Annotated in this window: 17 protein-coding genes, 1 pseudogene and 1 other annotated feature; of the genes and pseudogenes, 5 read left to right on the top strand and 13 right to left on the bottom strand. The window is 36.2% G+C overall.

Features of this window, described 5'->3' with window-relative positions; all coding sequences use genetic code 11:
- Positions 1–262 precede the first annotated feature (262 nt).
- From HMPREF2987_RS03975 to rplJ, 7 genes are all read right to left on the bottom strand, one after another.
- Positions 263–913 (bottom strand): DUF443 family protein, encoded by a 651-nt coding sequence (locus HMPREF2987_RS03975; RefSeq protein ID WP_075229432.1) that lies wholly within the window; start codon positions 911–913, stop codon positions 263–265.
- Positions 914–1,158: 245 nt separating this feature from the next.
- The gene (locus HMPREF2987_RS03970) at positions 1,159–1,581 is read right to left on the bottom strand and encodes an SMI1/KNR4 family protein (protein ID WP_075229431.1); all 423 of its coding nucleotides are present in this window, start codon (positions 1,579–1,581) and stop codon (positions 1,159–1,161) included.
- 112 nt (positions 1,582–1,693) lie between these two features.
- Entirely contained in the window at positions 1,694–2,080 is a 387-nt protein-coding gene (locus HMPREF2987_RS03965; RefSeq protein ID WP_075229430.1) for a barstar family protein, read from the bottom strand.
- A gap of 360 nt (positions 2,081–2,440) precedes the next feature.
- Entirely contained in the window at positions 2,441–3,193 is a 753-nt protein-coding gene (locus HMPREF2987_RS03960) for a hypothetical protein (RefSeq protein ID WP_075229429.1), read from the bottom strand.
- Positions 3,194–3,444: 251 nt separating this feature from the next.
- Positions 3,445–3,768, bottom strand: coding sequence for an immunity protein Imm33 domain-containing protein (locus HMPREF2987_RS03955; RefSeq protein ID WP_248034149.1), 324 nt, complete (start codon positions 3,766–3,768; stop codon positions 3,445–3,447).
- 142 nt (positions 3,769–3,910) lie between these two features.
- Complete coding sequence (rplL, locus tag HMPREF2987_RS03950) at positions 3,911–4,276, bottom strand: 50S ribosomal protein L7/L12 (RefSeq protein WP_075229428.1); 366 nt, start codon at positions 4,274–4,276, stop codon at positions 3,911–3,913.
- Positions 4,277–4,352: 76 nt separating this feature from the next.
- Complete coding sequence (gene rplJ / locus HMPREF2987_RS03945) at positions 4,353–4,853, bottom strand: 50S ribosomal protein L10 (RefSeq protein ID WP_075229427.1); 501 nt, start codon at positions 4,851–4,853, stop codon at positions 4,353–4,355.
- A gap of 38 nt (positions 4,854–4,891) precedes the next feature.
- Positions 4,892–5,027 (bottom strand) — a sequence feature (ribosomal protein L10 leader region).
- Between the two features lie 170 nt (positions 5,028–5,197).
- Here rplJ and HMPREF2987_RS03940 point away from each other — a divergent pair.
- Positions 5,198–5,724: pseudogene (locus HMPREF2987_RS03940) on the top strand (ECF transporter S component).
- 18 nt (positions 5,725–5,742) lie between these two features.
- Entirely contained in the window at positions 5,743–6,258 is a 516-nt protein-coding gene (locus HMPREF2987_RS03935) for a transcription repressor NadR (protein WP_075229426.1), read from the top strand.
- Here HMPREF2987_RS03935 and HMPREF2987_RS03930 read toward each other — a convergent pair.
- The 5 genes from HMPREF2987_RS03930 to uvrB form a co-directional block, all read right to left on the bottom strand.
- Positions 6,255–6,722: an 8-oxo-dGTP diphosphatase gene (locus HMPREF2987_RS03930; RefSeq protein WP_075229425.1), complete on the bottom strand. Its 468-nt coding sequence runs from the start codon at positions 6,720–6,722 to the stop codon at positions 6,255–6,257. The two genes, HMPREF2987_RS03935 and HMPREF2987_RS03930, sit on opposite strands and share 4 nt — an antisense overlap.
- Before the next feature lie 22 nt (positions 6,723–6,744).
- Positions 6,745–7,176, bottom strand: a complete 432-nt coding sequence (locus HMPREF2987_RS03925; RefSeq protein WP_083312410.1) for a hypothetical protein — start codon at positions 7,174–7,176, stop codon at positions 6,745–6,747.
- 497 nt (positions 7,177–7,673) lie between these two features.
- Entirely contained in the window at positions 7,674–8,177 is a 504-nt protein-coding gene (locus HMPREF2987_RS11235; protein WP_257375093.1) for a hypothetical protein, read from the bottom strand.
- A 58-nt stretch (positions 8,178–8,235) separates the two neighbouring features.
- Positions 8,236–10,089, bottom strand: a complete 1,854-nt coding sequence (locus tag HMPREF2987_RS03910) for a DUF2971 domain-containing protein (protein WP_075229423.1) — start codon at positions 10,087–10,089, stop codon at positions 8,236–8,238.
- A 16-nt stretch (positions 10,090–10,105) separates the two neighbouring features.
- On the bottom strand, positions 10,106–12,094 hold the full coding sequence (uvrB, locus tag HMPREF2987_RS03905; RefSeq protein WP_075229422.1) for an excinuclease ABC subunit UvrB: 1,989 nt from the start codon (positions 12,092–12,094) through the stop codon (positions 10,106–10,108).
- Between the two features lie 179 nt (positions 12,095–12,273).
- On the opposite strand from uvrB, the gene HMPREF2987_RS03900 reads away from it, so the two are divergent.
- The 3 genes from HMPREF2987_RS03900 (at position 12,274) to zwf (ending at position 16,350) form a co-directional block, all read left to right on the top strand.
- Positions 12,274–13,722, top strand: a complete 1,449-nt coding sequence (locus tag HMPREF2987_RS03900; protein ID WP_083312409.1) for an amino acid ABC transporter substrate-binding protein/permease — start codon at positions 12,274–12,276, stop codon at positions 13,720–13,722.
- Positions 13,722–14,462, top strand: a complete 741-nt coding sequence (locus HMPREF2987_RS03895) for an amino acid ABC transporter ATP-binding protein (protein WP_001096308.1) — start codon at positions 13,722–13,724, stop codon at positions 14,460–14,462. The genes HMPREF2987_RS03900 and HMPREF2987_RS03895 overlap by 1 nt, the downstream gene beginning before the upstream one ends.
- Positions 14,463–14,862: 400 nt before the next feature.
- Complete coding sequence (zwf, locus tag HMPREF2987_RS03890; RefSeq protein WP_075229421.1) at positions 14,863–16,350, top strand: glucose-6-phosphate dehydrogenase; 1,488 nt, start codon at positions 14,863–14,865, stop codon at positions 16,348–16,350.
- A gap of 38 nt (positions 16,351–16,388) precedes the next feature.
- On the opposite strand, the gene ftsY is transcribed toward zwf, so the two are convergent.
- A complete protein-coding gene (gene ftsY, locus HMPREF2987_RS03885; protein ID WP_075229420.1) occupies positions 16,389–17,747 on the bottom strand; it encodes a signal recognition particle-docking protein FtsY in 1,359 nt (452 codons plus the stop codon).
- Positions 17,748–17,749: the final 2 nt, after the last annotated feature.

Below are 17,749 nucleotides of genomic sequence, written 5' to 3'. Positions count from 1 at the left end.
TATCTATTATGCACTATCTCTAGCAAATTGTCTTTCCAATCTTTATGGTCGAGATCAAACTTTTATACATCTATGCTTTAATTGTCAATATCCTATTCAATCTTTAATTTCCTTTGATTTCCTAGGAGACCACTTTACCAGATAAGTAAGATTGTTGATTACTTTAGTCGTGTCTGACTAATTTATCTCTTAAACTTCCTCTAATATTCTTAACTGTAACCAATGGCATCGTACTAGTAATTTTAAAGATTAGATGGAATTTTTACTTAGATTTTAAAACTATCTGATATTCCTTTAAATCCCATAATGAGATATTGGCGAACATCATTAAAAATAATAAAAACGGAATTATTCCTAATATAATAAAAGAATCAACTTCATCTGTTACCACAATAGTATAAACAGACCATAAGAGTAGAAATAAGAGGATGAAATAACCCATTATTTTACCAACTGCCATTTTCCAGTTAGCAGGGGACATTTTGACAAACACATAGGGTCGACCTTCATAGTCGAATGAAAGTCTTTTTTTATGAGAATATTGAAACCTAAACCCCAACACGAAGAATAAGATTATAAATAATAAACCGAATTTCGATAATGCTGCTACATTTGGAAGTTCAGGTAATAAAGCCTTAACTAAATACCTCCTTAATAGTGTTGTACCGGAAATAATACATAAAGTTGCACCTACAAACTGATATGGTTTTATATTGGAATAAGTTGAAGACTGCAACGTCTGATATTCTTCAGACTCTAAACAATAACATTTATGAGCTCTAAAAAAAGCAAACAATGGAAAGAAAAACAATAAAATACTAGCATCACAATCCAATAAGTAGTACTTGCTATTCCATTCAAAAACACGATATCTTACATTTTTATACAAGCTATTTATAAGTACCAACTGCACTTTTATCTCCGCACTAAGCGCTTTTTAGGATCAAATAATGAGGCAGTCCCATTATCTATTTTACTTCCCAGACAATCAAGTCCGTCATCAAGGCAAGCAATATTGTGATTATATTTTACAATAGTTACCACATCATCTATCATAGCCAAAACAAAATCTTATCGACTGATGTTCTTTAGAATTCCTATCTATCATTACTGAGCTTAATCCCTACTTTTTTAGCCCAATAGATTCTTTAAAATATACTAGCCGTCTATTCTTTTTATGAGAAATTTAATAAAATCGCTAGCATAGTATTCTCCATCTCTAAAAACTGCTAACTCATTGGTCAAACTTTCCTGTTTTTGAAAATAAAACATGCCATCTTCCCCTTCACAGATGACTAATTGATCAGAATTACTAAACCCTTCTTCTCGGTTCAATTCATTTATGTATACGACATCCCCACCTACAACTCTATCAAAATCTAATCCATAGATACTGAAAATTTCTTCTCCGTAAATTTCTCCACCCATATAGTTTTTAAGCCACCATTTATAGGTTTCAGGAAAAATAAAATGTAATCTTTCCTCAGCTTTTGTAATCCATTCATCAGAAATCCCCTCTCCAAATGGTGCAAAGTCCACACCCTTGGTAGAAGCAATCTTCTTTTTCAGTTCATCAATCATAATCTACCTATATTTATTTAAATTTTTTGAACTATTAGCGTTTGTCCAACTTGTCTAGCTATTATCTTCTTCACAGAAATGTTTATATTCCTATCATATCAAACAATTAGTATTAATCTAGCAGATATACATTGAATGTTTTTCTTTTTCCATCAACTATATATCTTTCAACATCTTCTTCCCACCATGAAACTGTATCAGATAATATTTCTAAAAAAGTATTTTTAGAGTTTGCATCCTTGATAAAAAGATCTTTTGAATTGTTAAGAAAAATATTAATCCTCTCTGGATGTATATAATTAGAACGCTGGAGTCGATCAGATAGTGCATCCCAATTACCATCTTGGAGATCATCAATATTAAAACTGTTCGCTAATATCTCTATCGCATCTCTTTCACTTTGTACTTTTTTCCCATCAATATTTAGATTGAAATCATTAGAGCACTTAACCATTAAATAGTTTTTCTCTAACTTTGTTATTCTTCTATAAAGATTCACTTAAAGTTCCCCTCATAAACTGTTTAAAAAAATTTTTCAAATTCATACTAATATCACTTTTTTATCCAGCACTCCGCAACTCTAGTAGTTCTTGTTGGCCTTTCTCCATCCCCATTCAAGCATTACTTTATACATTTTTGGGCATAATCTAATGGTTTACATTTGATAAAAGAATGAGCCTCTAGCAATAACTTAGTCATTCTTAAACTCTTACTAATACCTTCATCAACCTTGATATGCTTATCAATATGTATATCAATAAAATTTTTGGCTGTTAGGATTTGTTGGGGTATTGGCTGAATTTTCTAAAGTAGGCAAGTCCTTTACTAATACCATCACTCTTTTACAATTTGTGCAGTCTTAAGTAGCGCCCTCATAAACTAATAAATAGGCATTGTAATTCAAAGTATTTATAACCTTATAACTCGACAAAATAGATTGGGCAAGGCCCATAAATCCACCATTTAAGACTTGATAGACAAAATGATTTTCGGGATGGATTGTAGCTATATCTAACTCATATTCCGTTTCAAGTGATCGTAAATCAAGTCCTTCATCAATCAATCTAAAAGTAATATAATCGTCACATTTTATAAGTTTATCACTGATTTTAACATAGAGTTCACCATCAGTGGTTAAACTAGCTACTACATAATATAAACCTTCCTCGATGTTTCCTACTTCACTTATTTTCAGGGGGACGCCCGATATTTTTTGCAGTTCAGTAGCTGTTTTTTCAAATTTAAATGTCAAGGAAACATTTATGAGTATTTCCATCATACCTTTATTAGAAAGGAAAACATAATGATTAAAATCATCAGCTGACCATATATCACAAGATCGAAAGCTAACTTCTTTCGATAATTTACTATCAAAAACTTGATAGATTCCATAGCCATCAAGTTCATATTCTTTATTATATAGTTCACTATACTTTTTACTAACAAACGATAGATACTTAATATAATTAACTGATAAATTGAATGTCTGGATTCCATCAAATATCTGAACGATATCTGCATCTTGAGTTTCATGAGCAATCTGAAAGGCAAAATCCATGCACTCTGAAGAAATCGTATCCGTAAATAATTTTATTACTCTACACACTTTCATACCTCAATATCTCATTTTTATATCTCAATCGTCAATTTTACTATTTTATCTGATGCTTTAAAAACTAAATCAGTTCTCTGACTATCATAATAGCTTGTGCCTCAATTGTCAAGTTCAGATTTCTCTCAAACTTATCCTTTAGTAGGAATATTTCTCAGATAGATTAGATCAAATCTATATAGTATCTATTTTAGCTTCATAGCACTCATCATTCTATGCAATAGTAAGTAGATGAAGTTGGCTTCAATACCCTAGTAAGATAATTTTTGACCACTATTTGTATCTATGAAATACTTCTTCTCACCTTCGTAAATAAGTATGAGTTCTGTTCCAATAGGCATGTTAAAAATTGATAATACCGCAGGTTCTATTTCAACAATTGTACTCCAGTCACATGTCGACATATTTTCAGCATGTGATAGATATTCTTCTGTATCTATTTCGGATAAAAAACGCCATCCGTTATCTAACTCATTAACACTGCTCTCGCGTAATATCCATTTTATATTCGCCTTATTTTCTAAAATATTATTCGATACTATTGAAGCACCTAATCCCATTCCTATTTTACTCACATTTGTCACCTCTATTTGTTCTAGTTAGTTCTCCACTTGAATTAGATAAGGTAAAAAACTCAGATCCACCCCCCTATATATTCTATATATGATAAAAAAACCGAAGCGCAAGCTCCGGTTTTCATTTTTTATGGAAACTCTATTATTTAAGAGTAACTGAAGCTCCAGCTTCTTCCAATTTAGCTTTAAGTTCTTCAGCTTCTGCTGCTGCAACACCTTCTTTAACAAGTGCTGGTGCACCATCAACAAGTTCTTTAGCTTCTTTAAGACCAAGACCAGTGATTTCACGTACAACTTTGATAACGCCGACTTTTTTGTCGCCTGCAGCTGTCAATTCAACGTCAAATGAATCTTTAGCAGCTTCTTCAGCACCACCAGCAGCAGCTACAGCTACAGGAGCAGCTGCAGTTACACCAAATTCTTCTTCGATAGCTTTTACAAGGTCGTTCAATTCAAGGATTGAAGCTTCTTTAATTTCAGCAATAATGTTTTCAATGTTCAATGCCATTGTTATTTCCTCCAAATAAGTTTTTAAATTAGTTTTTTATTTTTTTCGTAGCTAGGCTACGCTGCGTAGCTTAAGATTAAGCTGCGTCTTCTTTGTTGTCTGCAACCGCTTTGACTGCAAGAGCAACGTTGCGCACTGGCGCTTGAAGTACAGAAAGGAGCATAGAAAGAAGTCCTTCGCGGTTTGGAAGAGTTGCAAGAGCAAGGATCTCTTCTTTTGATGCGACAGCGCCTTCGATTGCACCACCCTTGATTTCAAGTGCGTCAGCAGTTTTAGCAAAGTCGTTCAAGATTTTCGCTGGTGCGATAACATCTTCGTTAGAAAATGCTACTGCAGATGGTCCAACAAAAACAGATGCAAGATCTTCAAGACCAGCTTTTTCAGCTGCACGACGTAAGATTGAGTTTTTGATAACTTTATACTCAACTTCGCTTCCACGAAGCTCACGACGAAGAACTGTATCTTGTTCAACTGTCAAACCACGAGCGTCTACAACGACGATTGATGCAGCAGCTTTCATTTTCTCAGCTACTACGTCAACTAGTTCCGCTTTTTTAGCAATAATTGCTTCACTCATTAGTGTGTTCACCTCCGTAATTATTTTGCTTGGGGAATTTTTCCAAAAGAAAAACGCGCCCAAACCTAGACACGAAAGTACAATACGCTTCTTTTTACATGATACGTTTTGTCCTCGGTAGGATATTTATGAGTCTCGCTCCCCTACTGTCTTAGGCAGTTTTTTCAAACCGTCTATAAGTATAGCACATTGTAAATGATAAAGCAAGAGTTTTTTGCTGATTTTTTTAAAAATTTCTTTTTTATTTTAGATTGAAAGGTGCATGTGACAAGAGTTTTTATACTTGACATATCTGTTTATTTATTGTAATATACAACTGTATATACACTTAAAAAGGAGTTATTATGAACCCACAAAAGAAAACACAATTTATGACTTTTACAGCTATACTGACGGCTATCGCTATTTTGATTCCTTTGGTCATGCCCTTTAAAATTGTCATTCCTCCCGCTTCCTACACTCTAGGAAGTCACGTTGCTATTTTTATCGCTATGTTTCTCTCACCTTGGATGGCTATCTTTGTCATTATAGCTTCTAGTTTAGGTTTTCTCATGGCTGGGTATCCGATTGTTATCGTACTTCGTGCATTTTCCCATATTTTTTTGGAAGTCTGGGTGCTTTCTATCTTCAAAAATATCCTCAAACCTTGGACAATAAGAAATCTTCATTGATTTTTAACTTTATACTTGGCTTGGTTCACGCTATTGCTGAAGTATTGGCTTGTATGATTTTTTACGCTAGCACCGGAACTGACCTAAAAAACATGTTCTATGTCTTGTTTGTCTTGGTTGGATTTGGTACTATTATTCATAGTATGGTAGACTATTACTTAGCACTAGCTGTTTATAAAGCATTGAAAAAACGCCGTTAAGCGTTAAGAAAGAAGAATATGACAAAAAATCGAAAAGAAGCACTTCTACAACTCTTAAAAGAAGCTCAAAAACCTCTAAACGGAAAAAGCTTAGCAGAACATTTTCATGTCACTCGCCAGATTATCGTTCAGGACATTGCAGTTCTTCGTGCAGACGGTGCTCCTATCTTATCAACCAATCGTGGCTATATTTATAAAGAGAATAAAACGAATTCTTATGTTCACAAACTGTTTAAAGTCAAACACGAGATGGAAGAAATCGGTCAAGAACTTCTAGCTATCGTCGATAATGGGGGACGTGTCCAGAATACCTTGATTGATCATCCTGTCTACGGAGAAATTGAAACCTTGCTCAAACTCTCATGTCGCCGTGACGTTCAACATTTTTTAGAGCAAGTCGAACGGTTTGACTTTAGACCACTTTCTGAATTAACAGATGGCGTCCATTATCACCTAGTCGAAGCTGAAAACGAACAAGACCTCCTCTATATCGAGAAAGCCTTGGACAAGTTAGGTTATTTAGTAAAGGATTAGAAGATTTTCTTTTCCCAATCGTCTTCTGTACGGCGAGGGTAAAAAAATTCAGACTTGTCCGGAGCTTCCATCATCTCCATTAAAGGTAACATATCATAGGCCAGATCCAAGTTTGGAATCTGGTCTTTTTGCACCCAAGAAACTTCCCCTTCATCTGAAGAGCGAAGGGTCCCAGAGAACTCTGTTGCCTTATAACAAATGACTATATAGCGCCCACCTGTATCTAGTGGCCAATTTTTTATACCGACCAATTGAGGATTTTTAATGGTAAGACCTGTCTCCTCGTATATCTCACGAATAACAGATTCAGCGAAAGCTTCTCCATTTTCAACATGTCCTCCTGGGAAGGCATAGCCAGACCAGCGGTTGCTTTCAGGCGATCGATATTGCATAACCACGCGCTGATTTTCAAGATCTTCTATTAGACAAATATTCGTTAGAATGGTTAATTGTGCTCGAGACATACATAGACTCACTTTCTAATGTTTAATTTTCTACATACTTAACTTTAGACTTCATAATCAAAGGATTAATCAAGTCATGATATTCATGAATTTCATGGAGTAAGAATCCTCTGTTGATTCTGATTTCATTTTTTTCCCTAATCACATAGTAGTCTAAATTGATAGGCATAGATGAATCTGGAACCGTGGATAAAATGAAAAAGATCATAAACCAGATTATAAGAGCAAAGAATCCACTGAGAGCCTGAAAAATCAGGTGATGCCATTGAAAGATTCTAGATTTATAGAAGATAGTCCACGGATGGATAAATAAAGTTAAGCAAAGACCAAAGAACCAGATATCCCACAAGACTGGAGTAAAGGCTAAGCCATACTGTCCTAAAATAACATGGACAAACATAAAGGCTAATAAGAATAAGTAAATTATTCTAAAAACGTTTAGATATTTCATCATAATTTAAACTCTATTTCAGTATTATTTAGAGGCGAAAGGGTAATTTCACTTATTTTTCTGAGATTAAAACTCTCTATTTATCGTATATTTAATTTCTGTCTTCATAATTAATGGAGCTACCAAATCATGGTATTCATAATAGCGATGAATAAAGAATCCTTTATCAATGAGAATTTCATTATTTTCAACTTTATAATCTAAATTTATCGGAATAATAGGATGATCATCCACGGAGCATAAAAAGAAAGTAATTATAAAAATTTGAAAAGCAACATATGTGCTCAATAACTGAAAGATTATGTGGTACCATTCAAATCCTCTCTTTTTATAGTACAGAACCCAGGGGTGAATCAATAAAATAAGACACAAACAAAGGAACCAAAAATTCCATGGACCAGGAGTAAAAGATAAACCAAACAATCCAAGACAACAATGAACAAGAACAAAGGTCAGAAGGATAAGATAGACAATTCTAAACACATTCAGGTATTTGAACATTATTTACTCCTTTTCTTTTCTACATATTTGATCATGAGAGTGGCTAAGGTTGCTAGACAGAAAAAGACTAGATAGGTTGTGATAGGAAACCAGATGTAGCGGTGATCTAGGGATAAGAGAGAAGGCAAAATTCCTTTACTATTTTTCCCACCAACTCCTAAAAATAGATGAACTATCAAACCAATACTATTAAGATAGATAAATAATTCTGCATATCTTTTTACTGTCATTCTTGTCCTTGACAAGTCTAAGAACCAATAGTCAAATAATCTATAGACCAGACAAAAAAGATTTATATATATTGGAAAACTATAGTTGATATCTCTGTATGGTGAAGGAATAGGAAGGTTTTTGAAAATTAGAGTCACACCTAAGCCTATTCCTAAAAAAAGACCAAGGACTAGGAAGAAGCCTAAAAATTTATGAGAATCCAGCCAGAGTTGAAAACTTTCTCTCATTGATAGATTCTTTTTTGTATTTGATTTTCTTTTATTCTTTTTCATTTTTTACTCAAGAGTGGAATTACTCATTCTTCAACAAAATTTTAAAAAATGTAAATCTCTAAGCTCCCCGATAAGGAATTTTTGAACTTTCTATCTCTATATCAGGATTGGCAAGTTTAAGATAAGGAGCAATATAGTCTGCATCCGTAACCTTTGGACCTAGAATAACTTTTGAGTATTTCAAAGGTGCCAGATTGATGTATACAAATAAATCATATCTACCTTTATCTTTTGGGCTTAATACGATATACTTCCTAAAATCGTTATAGTTAACTTTATCAAAAATTTCTAACCCAATTTCCTCTTTCTTCAAGTAATTCTCATTTAATAAATCCTTATTTTTATCTAAACTTTTATTATGCTCTGCAATAAGTTTTTTTACAGAAGTATCATCTAGATTGATTAGAATACGATACTCCATCTCATATTCGTAATCTTTTACTTTAAAAAGATAAGAAATCTTCTTTAATTTTTCAGAAAAATCAATTAGTGCTTTTTCATCTTTAAGTTCTTGTAATTTTTCAAAAATTTGTTTTAACTTAGAAAGAGATTTATCAACCTCTGTTTCGTCTTTATTCTCTGACATTAAATCTAAATAATGAATTTTAACAAATTCAATGGATTGATGAGCAACAATATGTTCAAGATAAGTCTTGTCATATTCAAGGAATGCACCTTGACATGAATCTGCGTATTCTTTCCACATAGGTAGGCTATCAGATACTGTAGTTAAAGAAGATATAAAGACATTGGAAGTTTGGTATTGCTGGAAAAATGTATGATCAATACCCAAATAATCGTGAATTGCCCTTCCTTCCATTGGGTCATTTAACTGTTTTAGATTGGTCAGTCGTAAAAATGGAGGTTTAGTTTTAGAATTATTTTCATTTTTCCAGTCTGCTTTTATGAGGAAATTTGTTAAAGTGTCAATCTTAGTATAATGTCCAAAGGAACCTATTTCTTTCAACTCATTTGCATCAACAGTCAATTTAGAACGAATATAGTATATAATCTTGTCCGCTTGTTCTAAAAGTTGTTCAGCATCAAATGCTGAGATAGATTCTGGATCACTTTTCTCATTTAAATAATCGTTATCATATTTCTCAATTATCTTAATAGCTTGATTTCGGATGATATCCGAATCATTTTCTTCTGCTATCTTTCGAATAACTTCTATTGAATCTTCAATTATATCATCAAAATGCCTTGGTATAAAATCTAGGTAGGCATCAATATCTTCAGATTGAGGATTCTCCATGAAATAGTTATTTATTATCTTTAAGTGCTCAAATTGAAAAATTGAAACAAGCTCATCTAATCTAAAATACCAAAAGTCAATTATTTCAAATAATTTAAGATTAATGTTTTTAAATATAACATCAATAAGTTCTATCAAGTTCTTTTCTAAATCAACTCTTTTTACATAATCAAATCTTGTAAATGCAAATACACACAAAAAAACTGATAACAAACCGTCGATAACATAAGGGGTTAGGTGATCTTCTGTAAGACTCTCCGTAGTTACTTTATGACATAAGTATAAAAATAAACTATTATTATCAATTAATGTTGAATAGTCTTCATAATCAAGTTCTTTATAAAAGTAAGAATACAAAAAATATAAATAATGTCTAATTACAAAATTTGAAACATTTAAAAAATGATCTACAAAGAGCTTATTGAAAAACTCTAACAACTTCTTTTCTATTTCTTTATCAATTTGTTTTTCAAATTCACTACAAATAACTAAAACAATCCTAGCATATTTCAATTGTTCTTCTTCATCTAAATCTAGATATTGATTTATAAAATTTTTAAGTTCGTATTTCAGTTTTTCTTCATTTAAGGAATCAAAATAATTCTTTAATTCGGATTCACTAAATTCACCAGTAAAATAATTTAAGTTTTCCATTTCACACTTCCCCTCTCTAATCCAACGCCTTCACTTCCAACATCATATCACGAATCTGGGCTGCAAGTTCAAAATCAAGCACTTCGACGGCTTCTTGCATTTGTTTTTCTAGTTTCTTGACCAATTCTTTACGTTCTTGTTTGTTAAGGCTATTTATGTCGACTTCCTTGTTCTCTTCTTTAGCCACAACTTTTGTGACAGAGATCAGGTCACGGATTTCCTTCTTAATCGTTTGTGGAATAATACCGTGTTCTTCATTATAAGCCATCTGGATTTTACGACGGCGAGCCGTTTCATCGATGGCTTTTTGCATAGACTGAGTCATAGTGTCTGCATACATAATCACGTGCCCCTCGCTATTACGGGCAGCACGACCGATGGTCTGAATGAGTCCACGCTCATTACGAAGGAAACCTTCCTTGTCGGCATCGAGAATGGCAACCAAACTTACCTCAGGCACGTCAATCCCTTCACGAAGGAGGTTAATTCCTACCAAGACATCAAAAACACCCAAACGCAGGTCACGGATAATCTCTGTTCGCTCTAAAGTCTTGATATCCGAGTGCATGTATTTGACCTTAATCCCCATTTCTTTGAAGTAGTCAGTCAAGTCTTCAGCCATTTTCTTGGTCAAGGTTGTAATAAAGGTCCGTTCATTCCTTTCAACACGGGCGTTGATTTCGCCAAGCAAATCATCAATCTGTCCCATAGTTGGACGGACTTCAACTTCTGGATCCAAAAGACCAGTTGGACGAATGATTTGCTCAATAACAGTCTCAGTCTGCTCATGTTCATAATCTCCAGGTGTCGCTGAAACATAGACGATCTGGTGGACATGGCTTTCAAACTCTTCACGACGAAGGGGACGATTATCCAAGGCAGATGGCAAACGGAAACCATAATTAACCAACATCTCCTTACGCGAACGGTCACCATTGTACATGCCCTTGATTTGCCCCATGGTCATGTGGCTTTCATCAATCATAATCAGGAAATCATCTGGGAAGAAGTCGAGAAGAGTATATGGAGGCTCTCCTTCGCTCCGTCCATCCATGTGGCGTGAGTAGTTTTCAACTCCGTTTGTATAGCCCATCTCACGAAGCATCTCAATATCGTATTCTGTTCGTTGTTTCAAGCGTTGCGCTTCAAGGAGTTTGCCTTCCTTCTCAAAGATAGCTAACTGCTCCTCCAACTCGGCCTCGATCTTAGCAATAGCTACTTCCATATGGTCATCATTGGTCACAAAGTGAGTAGCTGGAAAAATAGCCAAATGATCCACTTCGCCCAGAACTTGACCAGTTAGAGCTTCGACTTCACGGATGCGATCGATCTCATCGCCGAAAAACTCTACGCGAAAGGCATGCTCATCACGAGAGGCTGGGAAAATCTCCACCACATCTCCACGGACACGGAATCTTCCCCGCTGAAAATCAATGTCATTGCGTTCGAACTGAATATCAACCAAGTCATTCAAGAGTTTATCACGAGAAATTTCAAGACCTGGACGGAGACTAACGACACTATCAGCGTATTCCTTAGGCGAACCCAAACCATAGATACAAGAAACAGATGCCACAATGATAACATCATTACGCTCCAACAAAGCTGATGTTGCTGAGTGACGAAGTTTATCAATTTCATCATTGACTGAACTGTCTTTTTCTATATAAGTATCGCTTGAAGGCACATAAGCTTCTGGCTGGTAATAATCATAGTAGGATACGAAATACTCAACCGCATTTTCTGGGAAAAATTCTTTGAACTCCCCATAGAGCTGACCTGCAAGAGTCTTATTGTGGGCGATGACTAGGGTTGGTTTATTAACTTTGGAAATCACCTGGCTCATGGTATAGGTCTTTCCTGTACCAGTCGCCCCCATCAGGATTTGGGCCTTTTCTCCACCCTCAATGTTATCTACCAACTGCTCAATAGCCTGCGGTTGATCCCCAGACGGTTGGTATTTAGATACGAGTTTAAATTTGTTGTCTGTAATTCTATTGATCATAATTGCCTCATACACATATTCTATCCTTCTATTTTACCATAAAAAGTACGGACTGACTGCTTCTCAACTTTTGAATAGTTCTAAAACGATGTTATATTTTCTTACATAAAAAACTAAATATTTGCCAAATTTTCTAGTTTCTGCTATAATTGGAAAATATTCTGAAAAGGAGACTAAACATGAAGAAAAAAATCCTAGCATTTTTACTAATTTTGTTACCTATTTTCACTCTTGGAGTAGCAAAATCTGACACTACAAAATCTAAGTATGTCATCGCGAGTGATTCATCATTTGCACCTTTTGTCTTCCAAAACTCAAGTAACCAGTACACTGGTATCGATATGGACTTGATCAAGGCTATTGCTGAAAACCAAGGTTTTGAAATTGAAATCACCAACCCAGGTTTTGACGCTGCTATTAACGCTGTCCAATCTGGACAAGCTGACGGTATCATTGCCGGTATGTCTGTTACGGATGCTCGTAAATCTACCTTTGACTTCTCTGATTCCTACTACACTGCTAATACCATTCTCGGTGTTAAAGAGTCAAGCACGATTGCATCTTATGAGGACCTCAAGGATAGGACCGTTGGTGTGAAAAACGGGACGGCTTCTCAAACCTTCCTTACGGAGAACCAAAGCAAATACGGTTACAAGATTAAAACTTTTGCAGATGGTGCATCAATGTATGACAGCCTCAACACTGGTGCAATTGATGCCGTCATGGATGACGAACCAGTGCTTAAATATTCTATCAGCCAAGGTCAAAAATTAAAAACACCTATCGAAGGAACTCCGATTGGAGAAACTGCCTTTGCAGTTAAAAAGGGAAGTAATCCTGAATTGATCGAAATGTTTAATAAGGGACTTGCCAACCTCAAAGCTAATGGAGAATTCCAAAAAATTCTTGACAAGTATCTAGCAAGCGGAGCAACAACTACTTCTACAAATACAGTTGACGAAACTACTATCTGGGGCTTGTTGAAAAACAACTACAAACAACTCCTAAGTGGACTTGGAATTACCCTTTCTCTAGCTTTGATTTCCTTTGCAATTGCCATTGTTATCGGGATTATCTTCGGTATGTTTAGTGTTAGCCCCTACAAATCTCTTCGTGTAATCTCTGAGATTTTCGTTGACGTTATCCGTGGTATTCCATTGATGATTCTTGCAGCCTTCATCTTCTGGGGAATTCCAAACTTTATCGAATCCCTTACAGGCCAACAAAGCCCAATCAACGACTTTGTCGCTGGTACGATTGCCCTCTCCCTAAACTCAGCTGCCTACATCGCTGAAATTGTTCGTGGTGGTATTAAGGCTGTTCCTATAGGACAAATGGAAGCCAGTCGAAGTCTTGGAATCTCATACAGTAAAACCATGCGTAAGATTGTCTTGCCGCAAGCAACCAAACTCATGCTTCCAAACTTCGTCAACCAATTTGTTATCGCACTTAAAGATACAACTATTGTATCTGCAATCGGGCTAGTAGAGCTCTTCCAGACTGGTAAGATTATCATTGCACGTAACTACCAAAGTTTCAAAATGTATGCAATTCTCGCAGTCTTCTATCTTGTGATTATCACTCTTCTTACTAGACTTGCAAAACGCTTAGAAAAGAGGATTCAATAATGGCTAAATTAAAAATCGATGTTGATAATTTACATAAACAATATGGTAAAAACAAAGTCCTTAAAGGAATCTCAGCAAAATTCTACGAAGGAGATGTTGTTTGTATCATTGGACCTTCTGGTTCAGGTAAATCAACTTTCTTGCGTAGCTTGAATCTCCTTGAGGAAGGTACAAAAGGTCATATCACGGTTAATGGTTATGATTTGACGGATAAAGCAACCAACGTGGACCACGTTCGTGAAAATATCGGTATGGTCTTCCAGCACTTCAATCTTTTCCCACACATGACTGTATTGGAAAACATCACTTTCGCTCCAGTAGAGCATAAGTTGATGACTAAGGCTGAAGCTGAAAAATTGGGAATGGAACTCCTTGAAAAAGTTGGATTGGCTGATAAGGCTAATGCAAATCCTGAAAGTCTGTCAGGTGGACAAAAACAACGTGTGGCTATCGCTCGCGGTCTAGCCATGAACCCTGATATCATGCTCTTTGACGAACCCACTTCTGCCCTTGACCCTGAGATGGTCGGCGACGTTCTTAACGTTATGAAGGAATTGGCTGAACAAGGCATGACTATGATCATCGTAACCCACGAAATGGGATTTGCCCGCAAGGTTGCCAATCGTGTTATCTTTACTGCTGACGGTGAATTCCTCGAGGACGGAACACCTGATCAAATCTTTGATAACCCACAACATCCGCGTCTTAAAGAATTTTTAGACAAGGTTCTAAACGCCTAGAGACAGGGTTAAAAGTCTTTATAATCAAAAAAACGCATTGTATCATGTATAAAAAACTTGATATTATGCGTTTTATTGTGGAAAGATTTACTTCGGTTTCTCCTAATACTCAATGAAAATCAAAGAGCAAACTAGGAAGCTAGCCGCAGGTTGCTCAAAGCACTGCTTTGAGGTTGTAGATAGAACTGACGAAGTCAGTAACATATATACGGTAAGGCGACGCTGACGTGGTTTGAAGAGATTTTCGAAGAGTATGAAATTGAGTTTTGCCTAACCTCTTAGTATAGACGTATTGGATTTTTGGATTTTTTTGAAAATTATGATAAAATAAAGGATATGAAAAATGGGGACTCCTCATGCCTAGTTTAACTAGGAAACAAAATAGAAATTAGGTAGCTAGATGTCATCAAAAGTTATTGTTACAATTTTCGGTGCAAGTGGGGATTTGGCCAAACGTAAGCTCTACCCTTCACTTTTTAGACTTTATAAATCAGGTAATCTTTCTGATCATTTTGCTGTTATTGGAACTGCTCGTAGACCTTGGAGTAAGGAGTATTTCGAATCTGTCGTTGTCGAGTCTATTTTAGATTTGGCAGATAGTGTGGAAGAAGCTCAAGCATTTGCGAGTCATTTTTACTATCAAAGTCACGATGTTAATGACACTGAGCACTACATCGAATTACGTAAACTTCAGGCTGAATTAAACGAAAAATATCAGACTGAGCACAACAAACTCTTCTTTCTCTCAATGGCACCTCAGTTCTTTGGTACCATCGCTAAACACCTCAAATCAGAGCAAATTGTTGATGGTAAAGGCTTTGAACGTTTGATCGTTGAGAAACCTTTTGGAACCGACTATGAGACTGCAAGCAAATTAAACGAAGAACTCCTAGCTACTTTTAACGAAGAGCAAATCTATCGTATCGACCACTATCTTGGCAAGGAAATGATTCAAAGCATATTTGCCATTCGTTTTGCTAATATGATTTTTGAAAATGTTTGGAATCGTGAACACATTGATAATGTTCAAATTACCTTTGCAGAACGTCTAGGTGTTGAAGAACGTGGAGGCTACTATGATGAGTCAGGTGCCCTTCGTGACATGGTGCAAAACCATACACTGCAGCTTCTCTCCCTCCTTGCTATGGACAAGCCTGCTAGCTTTACAAAGGATGACATTCGCGCAGAGAAAATCAAGGTCTTCAAGAACCTTTACCACCCTACAGACGAGGAACTTAAAGAGCACTTCATCCGTGGTCAATATCGTTCTGGTAAAGTTGATGGCATGAAATACATCTCTTACCGTAGCGAACCAAATGTCAATCCCGAATCAATGACAGAAACCTTTGCTTCAGGTGCCTTCTTTGTAGATACCGACCGCTTCCGTGATGTACCTTTCTTCTTCCGTACAGGTAAACGCCTAACTGAAAAAGGAACACACGTGAACATTGTCTTCAAACAAATGGATTCAATCTTTGATCAACCTCTAGCACCAAATATTTTGACAATCTACATCCAACCAACAGAAGGATTCTCACTTAGCCTAAACGGTAAAGAGGTTGGTGAAGAGTTTAAGCTTGCACCTAATTCGCTTGATTACAGAACAGATGCAACTGCAACAGGTGCTTCACCAGATCCATATGAAAAACTCATCTATGATGTTTTGAACAATAATTCAACTAACTTTAGCCACTGGGATGAAGTGAGTGCCTCATGGAAATTGATTGACCGTATTGAGAAGCTTTGGGCTGAAAACGGGGCTCCACTTCATGACTACAAGGCTGGTAGCATGGGACCTCAAGCTAGCTTTGATCTCCTTGAAAAATACGGTGCTGAGTGGACTTGGCAACCAGATATCGCCTATCGTAAAGATGGTCGTTTAGAATAGAAAAAAATATCCTGCAAGAATTCTTGCAGGATATTTTTTTATATCAAACCTTCTAGAAGGCCCTTCATAAAGTTTTCAGAGTTAAACTCACCGATATCATCGATTTTTTCACCAAAACCAATCAACTTAACAGGAATATTGAGTTCCTCACGGATAGCCAGAACAACACCACCTCGGGCAGTTCCATCAATCTTGGTTAAGACAATTCCTGTAACAGGGGTAATTTTTGAAAATTCCTTGGCTTGAACAAGAGCGTTTTGTCCTGTTGAAGCATCCAAAGCTAGGAAGGTTTCATGCGGAGCTTCTGGCACGACACGTTTAATGATACGACCAATTTTTTCCAACTCTGCCATCAAGTTTTCCTTGTTTTGTAAACGGCCAGCTGTATCAATCATCAAAATGTCAACACCTTCTGCTACTGCACGTTCCATCCCATCAAAGACAACACTAGCTGGATCTGCTTTTTCAGGTCCAGTAACCACAGGAACATCTACACGACGACCCCATTCTGCTAGCTGAGCTACCGCACCAGCACGGAAGGTATCTGCAGCAACAAGCATGACTTTCTTGCCAGCTTGTTTGTAGCGGTGAGCTAATTTACCGATTGAAGTTGTTTTCCCGACACCATTAACACCTACAAAGAGCATGACTGTCAAACCATCTTGGAAGTTAATGCTTTCATTGTATTGTCCATCTTTTTCGTAAAGCTCTACCAATTTTTCGATGATCACACGACGGAGAACATCTGGTTTCTTGGCATTTTCAAGTTTTGCTTCATAGCGCAATTCTTCAGTGAGATTTGAAGCTACCTGTACACCAACGTCACTCATGATTAAGAGTTCTTCAAGTTCTTCGAAGAATTCTTCATCAACAGAGCGGAAGTTAGCAAAGAAAGCATTCAAACGAGCTCCAAAGCCCGTACGAGTTTTCTTGAGACTACGGTCATATTTTTCCTGTACAGTCTCTTGAACTTGAGGAATTTCTTCGATTACTAGATCTTCTTCCTCTTCTTCAGAAAACTCTGTTTCTGCTTCGTCTGATTGAGGCTGAACAGTTTCTTCGTTGTCACTATCATTTGAAGGAATTTTTTCAACATGAGTCGATTCCTCTTGAGGACTATCTGCTTCTTGGACTTGATTTAACTCTTCTTGAGAAACCTTCACTTCGTCAACTGATTCGACAATAGTTTCTTCGTCAACCTCTGCTTCAAATAAGCCTTCATCATTTTCTTCGACTACGACAGTCCCATCTTGCTCTTTGACCTCGATATTTTCAGATTCTAGCGACTCAGTTTGCTGGCTATCATCCGATAAATCAAGGTTTTCCAAAGCTTCTTTAACGACTTCTTCGATTTTTGGTTCTTCTTTTCTCCCAAATAAACGGTCAAATAATCCCATTC

The organism is Streptococcus sp. HMSC067H01 (genome assembly GCF_001814775.1).
Classification (GTDB): Bacteria; Bacillota; Bacilli; order Lactobacillales; family Streptococcaceae; genus Streptococcus.
This window is presented reverse-complemented; position numbering and strand designations above follow the sequence as displayed.

Excerpts from the sequence above, each read along its gene's own strand:
- HMPREF2987_RS03970 (WP_075229431.1), bottom strand. The coding sequence starts at position 1,581 with ATGATTGATGAACTGAAAAAGAAGATTGCTTCTACCAAGGGTGTGGAC.
- HMPREF2987_RS03960 (WP_075229429.1), bottom strand. The coding sequence starts at position 3,193 with ATGAAAGTGTGTAGAGTAATAAAATTATTTACGGATACGATTTCTTCA.
- rplL (WP_075229428.1), bottom strand. The coding sequence starts at position 4,276 with ATGGCATTGAACATTGAAAACATTATTGCTGAAATTAAAGAAGCTTCA.
- rplJ (WP_075229427.1), bottom strand. The coding sequence starts at position 4,853 with ATGAGTGAAGCAATTATTGCTAAAAAAGCGGAACTAGTTGACGTAGTA.
- HMPREF2987_RS03935 (WP_075229426.1), top strand. The coding sequence starts at position 5,743 with ATGACAAAAAATCGAAAAGAAGCACTTCTACAACTCTTAAAAGAAGCT.
- HMPREF2987_RS03930 (WP_075229425.1), bottom strand. The coding sequence starts at position 6,722 with ATGTCTCGAGCACAATTAACCATTCTAACGAATATTTGTCTAATAGAA.
- HMPREF2987_RS03925 (WP_083312410.1), bottom strand. The coding sequence starts at position 7,176 with ATGATGAAATATCTAAACGTTTTTAGAATAATTTACTTATTCTTATTA.
- HMPREF2987_RS11235 (WP_257375093.1), bottom strand. The coding sequence starts at position 8,177 with ATGAAAAAGAATAAAAGAAAATCAAATACAAAAAAGAATCTATCAATG.
- HMPREF2987_RS03910 (WP_075229423.1), bottom strand. The coding sequence starts at position 10,089 with ATGGAAAACTTAAATTATTTTACTGGTGAATTTAGTGAATCCGAATTA.
- uvrB (WP_075229422.1), bottom strand. The coding sequence starts at position 12,094 with ATGATCAATAGAATTACAGACAACAAATTTAAACTCGTATCTAAATAC.
- HMPREF2987_RS03900 (WP_083312409.1), top strand. The coding sequence starts at position 12,274 with ATGAAGAAAAAAATCCTAGCATTTTTACTAATTTTGTTACCTATTTTC.
- HMPREF2987_RS03895 (WP_001096308.1), top strand. The coding sequence starts at position 13,722 with ATGGCTAAATTAAAAATCGATGTTGATAATTTACATAAACAATATGGT.
- zwf (WP_075229421.1), top strand. The coding sequence starts at position 14,863 with ATGTCATCAAAAGTTATTGTTACAATTTTCGGTGCAAGTGGGGATTTG.
- ftsY (WP_075229420.1), bottom strand. The coding sequence starts at position 17,747 with ATGGGATTATTTGACCGTTTATTTGGGAGAAAAGAAGAACCAAAAATC.